Here is a 12,461-nt window from a genome sequence, read left to right as displayed (position 1 = left end):
GATCACGACGGACCCGCGCCTTAACTCGCCTCACCGACAGCACCCGACCGGCAACGCCGGCCGGGCATTCGGCGAGCCCTCCCACGACATCACCGAACACTTACCACCAAGGAAGGGATTTAGGAAAGCTAACTTTGAAAAGGCTCAGTGATAGGCTTCAGGTCGCCGAGGAAAATTTCCAATTCGTGCAGTGCGGCCAGAGCCGTCGCCAGCCCGACGGCGAGCCGGTAGGTGTCTGGTCCGGACAACGCTGCGCCGCCGGCGACGGTTGCGGCGAGAATCGGAGCGTCGATGAACTCCGCGACGACGTATGGGGGGCGAGCGCCCGTGTCGAGGTCGAGGATGGCGGCGAGGCAGGACGGCGCCAACCGGCGGATGTTGTCGAGGTCGACGCGCAGGCGCCGACGGAACTCTGCGTCCCGCCCGAAGGGCGCAGTAATCGTCTTGACGAGGACCGGACGCGCCTCGCCGTTACGTGCAAGAAACACTGGTCCTGTCCTGGCGTCGACCAGCTTCCGTTCAACTGTATACGGACCGATAGTCTGGAGATCAGCCCCGGTGAGCCCAGGAAGGTTGCGCCGGGATATCGCCATACGACGAAACCTCCTACGACTGCACAAACCGGCCGTGCCGGCACGGCGGCGGATCTGGTCGACAAATTCATGTTATCGGCGCGAGCCATGGGCCGGGCGCCCCCTTGTGGTGGTCGAACACCCACACCCGCGCCATCCCGCCTAATGTTGGCGGGAGGCCGGATGCCCGCCGACGGGCGTGCCGGCCGGCGCCGTGGACGATCAGGCGTTCGTCGGCCGAGCGAAGGGCTGCAACCGGGTGACGAGTCCGCGGACCTCGGCCCCGGCCGCCGCCAGGGTCTCCTCGGCGGAGCTGCGGCTGCTGCCCTCCAGCAGGACGTCCAACGCGATCAGCCGCTCCGCGATCTCCGTCATCAGATCAAAGTCGCGAACACGCTGGTGGACCAGTTCGGCCAGCCGCTCGTTCTTCTCGAACAGCTCGACGAAGACGCTGACCTTGGCCCGGAGCAACCAGGGGTCGAAAGGCTTCGCGATGTAGTCGACCGCGCCGACAGCGTAGCCGCGGAACGCGTGATGCGGCTCGCGGTCGATCGCCGTCAGAAAGATGATCGGAGTGTCTCGGGTACGCCCCCGCTGCTTGATCCGGTGCGCTGTCTCGAAACCGTCCATCCCCGGCATCTGGACGTCCAGCAGGATCACCGCGAAGTCGTCCACCAGAAGACGCTTGAGAGCTTCCTCACCCGACGACGCCGTGACGAGATCCTGATCCAGCGAGGCGAGAATCGCCTCCAGGGCCATCAGATTGTCCGCTCGATCGTCGACCAGCAGGATCTTGCTGCGGGGCCGTTCCGTGCTCGGCCCACCTTCGCCGTCGACGGAACCGCCGGTCCGCTCGGTCACCCGCCTGCCTCCTCCTTCGCGATCGCCCTGCCGACCCGTGGTGGGCGTCGCCACCCCTACACGATCACTGATCGCTCCCGGCGGCATCTCGCCGCCCCACCGATAGCCACCCGAATGCGCACCATACGCGATCTGATCAATACAGATACGACCGCATCACCCCGAGGAGGTGCTCCAGATCCACGGGCTTGGTGATGTAGTCGGTGGCTCCGGCGGTGATGCTCTTCTCCCGATCTCCCGGCATGGCCTTGGCGGTCAGCACCAGGATCGGCAGATCCGCGAACGCCGGCATGTCACGGATCATCGAAGTCGTTTCGTTGCCGTCCATGCCCGGCAACATCACATCCATCAGCACGAGGTGCACGGGCGGGGTGTCCTGCTGCAGCATACGGATCGCATCATGACCGTTGTCGGCGTAGAGGACCCGCATTCCGTACATCTCCAGCGCGCTGGTGAGCGCGAAGACGTTGCGGACGTCGTCGTCGACGACCAGCACCGTGGTGCCGACCAGGGGATCGGATCCTTCCGATCCCTCGGTCAGCGGGCGGCTGGCGGACTCGGCGGACTCGGTGGACTCGGTGGACTCGGTGGACTCGGTGAGGAACGGAGTCCCCACCGTGACGGGCTCGCTCGGCCGCCAGCCCGACGTGAAGGCCGCCGAGCCCTCCGCCGGTCCGCTGGCCGCGGCGGACCAGTGGGCGCCGCCGATCCCACCCGCGTCCCCGTGCCCGGCGGTTCCCCCCGCGCCGGGCCCGGAACGGGTCGGGGACGAAGACGGGGACGAGGACGGGGACGCGAGTGCCGCCGTGCCGAACCGGTCGGCGTCGGGGCTCTGCCATCCGTTCGCGGGCCCGGCATCGCGGCCGGCGGACGGTGCGGGTCCGCCACCCGGTCCCGCGTCCACTCCCTCACCCGACCGCCGCCCGAGGTACTGACCCGACGGATCGACGATCATGAGAACGTTGTCTGGCTCGCCCGGCGTGACCCCAAAGGGCGGCGTCTGCGCCGGCGGGGCCGACGGCAGGTAGAGGGTGAAGGTGCTCCCACGGCCGACCACGCTGGAGACCGCGATGGCCCCGCCCAGCAGGCGGGCGATCTCCTTGCTGATCGACAGGCCGAGCCCGGTGCCGCCGTAGCGACGCGACGTCGTGCCGTCCGCCTGCTGGAACGCCTCGAAGATCATCCGAAGCTTCTCGACGGCGACCCCGATTCCGGTGTCGGTGACCGCGAACGACAACACCGTGCCCGCGGAACACAGGCTCGGCGAGAGGAAGGGCAGATCCGGCCGGGCGACGGTGACGTCCAGCCGGACGGTGCCGGTGTCGGTGAATTTCACCGCGTTCGACAGGAGGTTCTTCAGCACCTGCTGGAGGCGCTGCTCGTCGGTGACGAACTCGGCCGGCACGTCGGGAGCAAGGTTGACCTGGAATGACAGGCCCTTCTCCTCCGCCACGGGGCCGAAGACCCCGGCGACCGCGTCGCAGAGCGCCGCCGTGCGCACGGTGGTCGCATCGACGTTCATCTTGCCGGCCTCGACCTTCGACAGGTCCAGGATGTCGTTGATCAATTCGAGCAGCTCGGAACCGGCGGAGTGGATCGTCTCGGCGAAGTCGATCTGCTTGCGGGAGAGGTTACGGTCCGGGTTGTCGGCCAGCAGCTTGGCGAGGATGAGCAGACTGTTGAGCGGCGTGCGCAGCTCGTGGCTCATGTTCGCCAGGAACTCCGACTTGTACTGCGACGACAGCGCCAGCTGCTCGGCCTTCTCCTCCAACCCGATGCGGGCCAGCTCGATCTCGTGGTTCTTCTCCTCGAGCAGCGCCGCCTTCTCCTCCAGCTCGTTATTCGTCCGCTGCAGCTCGACCGACTGCGAACGCAGCTCCTGGGTGAGCCGCTGGGACTGGGCCAGCAGCTCCTCCGTCCGCGCGTTCGCCATGATCGTGTTCAGCACCACCCCGATGGTGTCGACGAGCTGGTCGACCAGGGTGAGGTGCAGCTCGGAGAACGGCGAGAACGAGGCCAGCTCGATGACGCCTAGCACCTGGTTCTCGAACACGACCGGCACGACGACCAGGTCGCACGGCGGCGCCTCACCGAGTCCGCTGCGGATGTTGAGGTAGCCGGTTGGTACGTGCTCGACTCGGATACGGTCGCGTTCCAGGGCCGCCTGCCCGATGAGTCCCTCGCCGAACAGGAAGGTGCCGTCCGAGCGGCGCCGGGGCACCGAGCCGTAGCCGGCGACGTAGCGCAGCTTGTCACCCTCGATGAAGTCGAGCAGGTAGACCGTGCCCTGCTGGGCGTTGACCGCGGGTGTCATCTCACTGATGATCATCTGGCAGACCGCGTAGAGATCGCGCTGGCCCTGCATCTTGCTGCCGATCCGGGCCAGGTTGGACTTCAGCCAGTCCTGCTGGGCGTTGACCTCGGTGGTCTCGCGCAGTCGCGCGATCATCTGGTTGATGTTGTCCTTGAGCTCGGCGACCTCGCCCTCGGCCTCCACCGAGATGGACCGGGTCAGGTCACCGCGGGTCACCGCGGTGGAGACGTCGCCGATCGCCCGCAGCTGGATGGTCAGCGTGGACGCCAGCTGGTTGACGTTGTCGGTGAGGTCCTTCCACGTTCCGGCGACTCCGGCTACGGTGGCCTGACCACCGAGCTTGCCCTCGACGCCAACCTCCCGGCCCACCCGGGTGATCTCCGCGGCGAACGAGGAGAGCTGGTCGACCATCGTGTTGACGGTGTCCTTCAGCTCGGCGATCTCACCCTGCGCGGTCACGGTGATCTTCTGCGACAGGTCGCCGCGGGCCACCGCCGTGGTCACCAGCGCGATGTTGCGGACCTGACTGGTCAGGTTGCCCGCCATCGAGTTCACCGACTCCGTCAGATCCCGCCACACCCCCGACACCCCGCGCACATGCGCCTGCCCGCCCAGGTTGCCCTCGGTGCCCACCTCGCGGGCGACCCGGGTCACCTCGTCCGCAAACGACGACAACTGGTCCACCATCGTGTTCAGGGTGTCCTTGAGCTCCAGGATCTCACCCTGGGCCGCCACGGTGATCTTCTGCGACAGGTCGCCGCGGGCGACGGCGGTGGCGACGAGCGCGATGTTGCGGACCTGGCTGGTCAGGTTGCCCGCCATCGAGTTCACCGACTCCGTCAGATCCCGCCACACCCCCGACACGGCCCGCACGTGCGCCTGCCCGCCCAGGTTGCCCTCCGTGCCCACCTCCCAGGCGACCCGGGTCACCTCGTCCGCAAACGACGACAACTGGTCCACCATCGTGTTCAGGGTGTGCGCGAGGCCCGCAACCTCGCCCCGGGCGTCGACGGTGATCTGCCGGGTGAGGTCGCCGCGGGCCACGGCCGCCGCGACCTCGGCGATGCTGCGAACCTGGGTGGTGAGGTTGCCGGCCATGACGTTGACCGAGTCGGTCAGGTCGCGCCAGACCCCGGAAACGCCCTTGACCTGCGCCTGGCCGCCTAGCTTGCCCTCGGTGCCGACCTCCTTGGCCATCCGGGTGACCTCGTCGGCGAACGCGGAGAGCTGGTCGACCATCGTGTTGACGGTCGACTTCAGTTCGTGGATCTCACCGCGGGCGTCCACCGTGATCTTCTGGCTCAGATCACCCTGCGCAACCGCGGTGGTGACCTGAGCGATGTTACGGACCTGGCTGGTCAGGTTGCCCGCCATCGAGTTCACCGACTCGGTGAGGTCCCGCCACACCCCCGAGACGCCCTTGACCTTGGCCTGCCCGTCCAGGTTGCCCTCGGTGCCCACCTCACGGGCGACCCGGGTCACCTCGTCCGCAAACGACGACAACTGGTCCACCATCGTGTTCACCGTGGTGCCGATCCGCAGGAACTCCCCGCGCACCGGCTGGCCGGCGATCTCCAACGCCATGTGCTGGGACAGGTCCCCCTCGGCCACCGCCGCTATGACCCGCGCCACCTCGTGGGTCGGCCGGGCCAGGTCGTCGATGAGGGAGTTCACCGCCTGCGTCATGTCGGACCAGCCGCCGGGGTTGCCCAGGTCCTCCATCCGCAGGGTGAGACGGCCGTCACGGCGGATCACCTTACTGACCCGGGCCAGCTCACGCGCGTGGCGCTCCTGGATGGCGGCCAGCTCGTCGAACTTGCGCACCACGTCACCGGCGTAGCCGTCCCGCGCCGCGAGGCGGGTCGAGAAGTCGCCCTCGCACAGGCGGGTCAGCCCGTGCAGGAGATCCGCGATCAGCTCGTCGGCGGCCCGCGACGCCCGAGCGTCGTCCACGGGAAGGGATGCATGGGGCACGATGGTCGCGGTAGCGTCACCGCCTGGTGCATCCAGATCATGACGAGCCGAGGGTTGCGGGTCGTATGCGGGGCTCATTGGTCTCCTACCTGAGCTCAGTCGACACGAGCGTCTCGGGTCCCGGGCCGGGCGGAGGGCCCGGGACAAGGGCGGTCTCCCACGGGCACCGGCGTGGGGCGGCGTCGGTGGACAGGTGACACCAGCCGCCAGTATCCGCCTCACGATGGACAACGCAGGAGAGACTGAGTACATGTATGGCGCAGCAGGGGGTGGAACGATGCCTGCGCGCGCCATCGCGTTGCCGCCGACGCCCGACTCCCCCCGGGCCGCCCGGCGCTTCCTGCTCGAGGCGTTGCACGGGCAGCTGGACGACGACCTGCTGGACTCCGCGCTTCTGCTCGTCACCGAGCTGGTCACCAATGTCGTCGTGCACGCGGGCACCTCGGCCACCGTGGAGGTGCGCGCGGACGGTGACGGCGTGCGGGTCGGGGTCACCGACCGGCATCCGGTCCGCATCGGCATGGCCCGGGTAAAGAAGGTCGAGGACGCCGACTTCGGCATCGACGGGCTGCGCGAGGACGGCCGCGGCCTCGCCCTCGTCGACGCGCTCGCGACGAGCTGGGGGACCGAGCACGGCCGCGGTGGCAAGACCGTCTGGTTCCGCCTGGAAACCGCCGGCGACGGCTCGCCCACCGCGGCTGTGACCAGTCCCGCTGTGGCTGTGACCTGTCCCACGCCCCGCCCGGTACCGGCCCCCGTGGTACCGGCGCCGCGTCCGGTCCGGCTGATAGCCCGGGACACCGCCCGTGCCCTAACCGCCGAGGGCGAGGTCAGTGAGCTGCTCGCGCAGCTGGTGGACGCGCTCGCGGTAACCGCCGGGCTGGTGCGGCGTCCCGGGCGCGACGGCGGCCGGTCGGAGACCGTGGCCACGCTCGGGGCCGTCGGCCCGGTCACCGAGGCGCTCTTGTTCCCGCTGGATCCGACGCAGGAGAGCCTCGGCGAACTGCTGCTCTGGCCGGCGGCCGGCGGCCGCCCGAGTGGTTCGGGCGGCACCGGCGATTCGGGCGGCAGCAGCGATTCGGGCGGAGCGGGTGTCCCCGGTGACGTCCGCCGGTTGGATGCCGCCGCGGCGGCCGGGCTGGACCTGGAACGCATCCGCCTGACGACCCGATGGATGGCCCTGGCCCTCGGCGGCGGCGACATGCGACGCGCCGAGGAGCGCCGCATCGGGATGCTGTCCTTCCTCGCCGAGGCGTCCGATCTGCTGGCGGGCAGCCTGGACCTGAGCCGCTCGCTGGCGCTGCTCGCGCGGTTGCCGGTCCCGCGGCTGGCCCAGTGGTGCGCGGTGTACCTGCACCGGGAGAACGCCGATCCCGCCCTGTGGGCGGCGGCACACGCGGAGGAGAACGCGGCGGGCGCCCTCACCGCTGCCGCGGTCGACCCGGACGGCCCGTTGATGGCGGCGGTGCGCTCCGCGAGCGGAGACCGAGTGCGTTCACTGACCGCGCTCGGCGGACCGGCGCTCGTGATGGTGCTGCGGGCCCGGCGGCGGGTACTCGGGGTGCTCGCGCTCGGCCGCCCCGAGGGCAACGCCTTCGCCGCGGACGAGATCGATCTGCTCGCCGACCTCGCGCGCCGAGCCGCCTTCGCGGTCGACAACGCCCGGCTCTACAGCCGGCAGGTGGAACTGGCCGGCACGCTCCAGGCGGGTCTGCGCCCACCGGAGCTGCCGATGATCGAGGGACTGGATCTCGGTTCCGCCTACGGCGCCGCGCAGTCGGCGGGTCTCGACGTCGGCGGCGACTTCTTCGACCTGCTGTGGGGTCCGCTCGGCTGGACGATCGCCATCGGCGACGTCTGTGGCAAGGGTGCAGAGGCCGCCACCGTGACCGGGGTGGCCCGCGCCGTCCTGCGGCTGCTGACGGGCCGGGGTACGGAGCTCGGCGAGGTGCTGCTCGAGTTGAACCGGACCCTGCGCGACGCCGCGTCGTCTCATCCGAACGGGCAGAGTCGGTTCTGCACCCTGGCCGCCGCCACGATCATGGCGCCGGCCGGCGGACCCGCGGAGGGCGAGCCCACCGAAACCGACACCAGCACCAGCACCAGCACCAGCACCAGCACCAGCACCAGCACCAGCACCAGCACCAGCACCAGCACCAGGATCCGACTGCGGCTGTTCCTCGCCGGCCATCCCCAGCCGGTGGTGCTGCACGCCGACGGGCGCGCCTCGCTCGTCGGTCGCCCGGGAACCCTGCTCGGCGTCCTCGACGACGACGAGGTCTCGTTTCCGGGGTTCGAGATCGTCCTGCGCCCGGGCGATTCACTGGTCTTCTACACCGACGGGGTCATCGAGGCCCGCAATGGCGGGAAGCTGCTCGGCGAGGACCGGCTCCTCGACGCGATCGGGGGATGCGCAGGCCTGTCAGCGCAGGGGATCGCGGATCGCGTCCTGGCCGCCGCCGAGCGGTTTGCCGGCGGCAACCTGCGCGACGATGTCGCGATCCTCGTGGCGCGCGTGCCCGGCTGACCGGCATGACGGACGCTTCGGGGTACCTTCGAGACGCCTGCGGGCGTCCTGCGGACCCCGCGGGCACGAAGGCCCCGGGCCCTGCGGGCACGAAGGCCCACGGAAAGGAGGCGCCACCGGCGCCGCGCCGGATGCCAGATCGGCATAGCCTCAAGAGGTGCGATCCGGAAACAGAGACTTCAATCCCCACCCAGTGGGTAGAGCCACCTCGATATCCTCGCACAGGCTTGGTGGTCGATGAGCGCGTCTTCGGTCCCGATGGATGTGGTATGGCAGGCAACGTCCAGTTGCCCACCCGCAACCCACATACTCGCCGAGCTCCCCTATCTGCCCTCCGCCGTCCCGCAGGCCCGCAGGGTGCTCCGCGAGGGCATCCGGCTGGCGGACCTTCCCGAGGACCTGCGCGGCACCGCCGAGCTGCTCGTCAGCGAGCTCGTGACGAACGCGGTCAAATACGGGCAGCCGCCGCTGTGGCTGCTTATCGAGATACGGCCCGGTCTGATCCACGCGTCCGTGTCGGACACCTCGACGGTTCTGCCGCAGCGGCGTGAGGCCGCGCCGGACGCCGAGGGCGGTCGCGGCCTGCTGGTTCTCGACACGTTGGCGGGCAGCTGGGGGACGGTGGCGGTCGAGTCAGGGAAGTACCTGTGGTTCGACCTGCCCGTGCCGGTTCCGCCGGCGCCGGTGGTGGGTCGGCGGTCCGCCTCCGTCCCCGAAGCCGACGGCGCGGCCTCCCCGGGCGCCGGGAGCTCCTCGCTGCCCGAGGGGCCGTCGTCCGCCGACGGGTCGTCACCCACCGAACCCACCGCTGTGACCCGCTCCGCCCCGGCTGCCCGGTACTCCCCACCGATCCGTCCCGCGCCACGTCCCCCGTCCGCCTCCGCATCGGCCCTGCTGTCGTCCGCCTTCGGAATGTCCCCCTTCCCGGTCCTGTCGAGGCGGTCGGGATCGGACCGTGCCGGATCAGGCCGCACCGGAGCGGCGCGCGCGGGTTGAGAGGCGGCCCGGCCAAACAACGCCAAGGCGGCCGTCACGATCATCACCAAAGGCCCCTGACGCCGTCACGCCCGGCCCTCCCCCTCCCCCCAGCGGATGGGCCCGGCATGGTTGGCGAATCACCCGATCATTGGCTCAGCGGGTCAGCGGGTCAGCGGGTCAGCGCAGAGGGTCTGTGACGCCGGTGACAAAAGGGCGTGCGCTACTTGAAAAGCAATGCGGAACCAGATCGTGACGTCGCGATCGTCTCGCCCCGCCGCGGGCCACGTCCCGTCAGACGACGGACGTCCATCCCTGCCCGACGACGCACCGCCAGATGCGGCCACCCGAACCGGTCGAGCCCCCGATGACGAGCTGGCCCGTGGTCACGCAGTCGGCGGGCTGCGGATCGGTGACGCTGATCCGCACCCAGGGATGCAGGATGTCGTTGCCCTGGTGGACGTTGAAGTTGTCCCCGAACACGCCGGCGCCGCCGGCCTTGTTGACGGCGAAAATGGGTTGGTTCAGATGGTCGTAGACGATGAACAGCTGGCCGTTGGGCCCGCCCGTCGACTGGATACGAAGCCCCTCGGCGCTCTGGTTGGTCGCCCGGAACACCCAGGGGTTGCCGGTGAAACCGCTCTGCGCGTAGGCGTAGCCACCGCCGCCGAGCAGCCCGCCGACAAGGGTCGCCGCGCCGAGCACGCTGATGGTCCTGAGACGATGTAGGTACGAAAACATGGGTCTTCTCCCCGATCGATACTCCCGGCCGTGTCCTGATGTGACTCCCGATCGGCAGTCACGGCTGATCTGATAGAAATGCCACTATAGATTGCTAGTTATCTATTCATTGTGACAGAAGTCCTACTTTTGACCAGCCGAATGGGCCAGAACCACGACACATCGGCCCCGCCGTCCGTAATGTCCCGTTTGGGCGCCAGGACGATGAACGCTGCTTATCGCCTCATCAACAGATTGTCAATAACCCGAAAAATGCGACTTGGATTAATATTTTCTAGAATGTCAGAAATAACTGCCATGGCGGCTGGAGCGATGAGCTTGAACCTGGTGCTACCTGGTACTGAAGGAACATTCCTCTCCCGGGTATCCGATCAGCTCGACCGATCGGTGGGGAACGGAGCATGCCGCGTTCCCCGAAGCTCGACGCGCCGGGCCCGGGGGTGGCCGAGGAAATCCGGCAGCGCGAACTCGTATCCGTACGCACCCGCCATGGGGAAGACGACGACGTCCCCCGGCCGCACCCGATCGACCGTGATGTCACGGACGAGGGTGTCCTCCGGCGTGCACAGCTCCCCGACCACCGTCACCGGACGACCTTCGACCACCGCCTCCCGCGTGTGCTCCGGCTCCGGCCCACCGTTCCGGCCCGATCTCTCCACGACGGCGAAGTTATGGACAATCTCCCACGATGTCGGCAGCGCGAAATGATGAATTCCGCCACGCAGAATCACGAATTCCGTCCCGTAGGAATGTTTGACGTCGATCACCTCGGCGGCGTACCAGCCGGAGTCGGCCACCAGCATCCGCCCCGGCTCGAAGATTACCCGAGTTCCGTCCGGCACCGGCAGCGAACTCAGTCCCTCACCAAATCGGATTAGGTCAAAGGGCCGGTCACCGCGCCGGTCCGGTTCGAACGGAACCCCGAATCCACCGCCCACGTCGACCATCCGCAGCTCGATCCCGGCCACGGCAGCCGTCCGGACGGCGAAATCGAGACACCACCGGACGTAGCCCAGATGGGCGGCGGCATCGAGATTTCCGGACACTGCGTGGACATGGAATCCGACGATGTCGATATGGGCCAGATCCGCCGCGAGTTCGAGCGCGGCGGGGACCTCCGTTTCGGGGATGCCAAACGCACTCGGCCGACCGCCCATTTGGAGGGAGCCTGCCAGGCCCACCTGGGCCGGGTTGACGCGCACCGCCGCCCGCACCCGACGGCCGAGCCGGGCCGCGACGGCGTCCAGGCGGCGCAGTTCACCGAAGCTCTCGACGTTGACGACGTCGACGTCGGCCGAGACCAGCGCGGTAAGCAGGGTCATCGACTTTCCCGGTCCGGAGGCGACCAGGTGGGGACGTCGGGCAGGGTCGACCCGGCCGTACGCTGCCTGCGCCAAGCATACCTCGTGCGCGGAGGAGACCTCGAAACCGTCGATGCCCCGACCGCCCGCGCCGGTCCTGGCCCCGGTCGGGGCGCCGGTCGGGGTGGCGCCCGGGCTGAAGTCACTCCGTTCCCGCCCCGACCGAGGGATGTCCGGACCGGTCCCACGCAACAGGGCGTCGAGTATCGGCGGAAAGCTGTTGGCCTTGACCGCGTAGCAGACCTCCGCCCACATGGGCAGGCAGGCCCGCAGCGCCGCGGCGTTCCGCGCGGCCGCCGCCGGGTCGTAAAAGTAGGCGCTGACCTCTCCGGCGCCGGCCGGCCAGGCACGCACCGCGGTCAACACCAGGCGGGGGAGGCTTTCGGCGGGCAGGGCGCGCAGCGGCGCGGCCGAGGGCGGCAGGTCCACCAGATCGACTCCTTACTCCAATCAGTCGTCCGAGACTCCATCAGTTGTCCGAGTTCAGCCGCGTCCCTCGCCAGGGACAGGACAACCCACTCTGCCGCCTGGCGCACAGCCGCCAGGCGCACAGCCGCCAGGCGCACAGGAGCGATGGCGTGTGCCGCGGGCTGCCGAGTGCGGACGCATGGTCCAGACGGGTGGTCCAGACAGTGGTCTCGGATGGGTGGTCTCCACCTGGACCCGACGCTGTCGGTTAGCCCGATGGTGGGGCGACGAAACACGGATCGGATCCGCAAACGGTGCCTGATACATCACACGGACCGCATCCGGCTTCCGTGCCGCCGGACGGTCGCGGGACGTTCGTCACCGCCATAACCGGTTGTCTGATTCGGATCAACGGGCGTGTAGTGGACATGCCGCAAACACCACAGCCTGAGGCCGATGTTTCTGCCGCAACCCGACTCCCCCGGACGGACTATGAAGAGACCACCACGTCTGCTTGGCACCACCATAACCTTGCGCGGAGCAACCATGGTGCGACTGGCTTAAGTTAGGCTTCCCTCAATCAGCCTGCGCGAAGGGAGTCGCCCGCGATGACGGTTTCCGCTCGTGACGCCGCCGGCGGCTCAGCCGGCCGCACGGCGCCCCCCGCGACCGTGCCTTCCGTAACCACGAGAGCCACGACGACGCCCCCTGCGACCACGCCCCCTGCG

Annotated in this window: 7 protein-coding genes; 2 read left to right on the top strand and 5 right to left on the bottom strand. The window is 69.0% G+C overall.

The window, feature by feature from the left end; genetic code table 11:
- Positions 1 to 128 precede the first annotated feature (128 nt).
- From AC08OX_RS09085 to AC08OX_RS09075, 3 genes are all read right to left on the bottom strand, one after another.
- Positions 129 to 488, bottom strand: a complete 360-nt coding sequence (locus tag AC08OX_RS09085; protein WP_476607403.1) for a hypothetical protein — start codon at positions 486 to 488, stop codon at positions 129 to 131.
- A gap of 306 nt (positions 489 to 794) precedes the next feature.
- Entirely contained in the window at positions 795 to 1,433 is a 639-nt protein-coding gene (locus AC08OX_RS09080; protein WP_023840991.1) for a response regulator, read from the bottom strand.
- A 136-nt stretch (positions 1,434 to 1,569) separates the two neighbouring features.
- A complete protein-coding gene (locus AC08OX_RS09075; RefSeq protein ID WP_476607402.1) occupies positions 1,570 to 5,799 on the bottom strand; it encodes a hybrid sensor histidine kinase/response regulator in 4,230 nt (1,409 codons plus the stop codon).
- A gap of 172 nt (positions 5,800 to 5,971) precedes the next feature.
- Between AC08OX_RS09075 and AC08OX_RS09070 the strand changes: the two genes are divergently transcribed.
- Both AC08OX_RS09070 and AC08OX_RS09065 read left to right on the top strand, forming a co-directional pair.
- Complete coding sequence (locus AC08OX_RS09070; RefSeq protein ID WP_476607401.1) at positions 5,972 to 8,248, top strand: SpoIIE family protein phosphatase; 2,277 nt, start codon at positions 5,972 to 5,974, stop codon at positions 8,246 to 8,248.
- A 237-nt stretch (positions 8,249 to 8,485) separates the two neighbouring features.
- Complete coding sequence (locus AC08OX_RS09065; protein WP_476607400.1) at positions 8,486 to 9,244, top strand: ATP-binding protein; 759 nt, start codon at positions 8,486 to 8,488, stop codon at positions 9,242 to 9,244.
- 273 nt (positions 9,245 to 9,517) lie between these two features.
- On the opposite strand, the gene AC08OX_RS09060 is transcribed toward AC08OX_RS09065, so the two are convergent.
- The gene (locus AC08OX_RS09060; protein WP_011438422.1) at positions 9,518 to 9,964 is read right to left on the bottom strand and encodes a hypothetical protein; all 447 of its coding nucleotides are present in this window, start codon (positions 9,962 to 9,964) and stop codon (positions 9,518 to 9,520) included.
- Between the two features lie 371 nt (positions 9,965 to 10,335).
- Complete coding sequence (locus AC08OX_RS09055; RefSeq protein WP_476607399.1) at positions 10,336 to 11,754, bottom strand: type III PLP-dependent enzyme domain-containing protein; 1,419 nt, start codon at positions 11,752 to 11,754, stop codon at positions 10,336 to 10,338.
- Positions 11,755 to 12,461 lie beyond the last annotated feature (707 nt).

The sequence above is a fragment of the Frankia sp. CoBUL1 genome, from assembly GCF_978021245.1.
The sequence above is the reverse complement of the archived record's forward strand: the minus strand, read 5'-3'. Positions and strand labels throughout refer to the sequence as shown.

What these genes read in the sequence shown, in the direction of transcription:
- AC08OX_RS09075 (WP_476607402.1), bottom strand. Translation starts at nt 5,799, where the DNA reads ATGAGCCCCGCATACGACCCGCAACCCTCGGCTCGTCATGATCTGGAT.
- AC08OX_RS09070 (WP_476607401.1), top strand. Translation starts at nt 5,972, where the DNA reads ATGTATGGCGCAGCAGGGGGTGGAACGATGCCTGCGCGCGCCATCGCG.
- AC08OX_RS09065 (WP_476607400.1), top strand. Translation starts at nt 8,486, where the DNA reads ATGAGCGCGTCTTCGGTCCCGATGGATGTGGTATGGCAGGCAACGTCC.
- AC08OX_RS09060 (WP_011438422.1), bottom strand. Translation starts at nt 9,964, where the DNA reads ATGTTTTCGTACCTACATCGTCTCAGGACCATCAGCGTGCTCGGCGCG.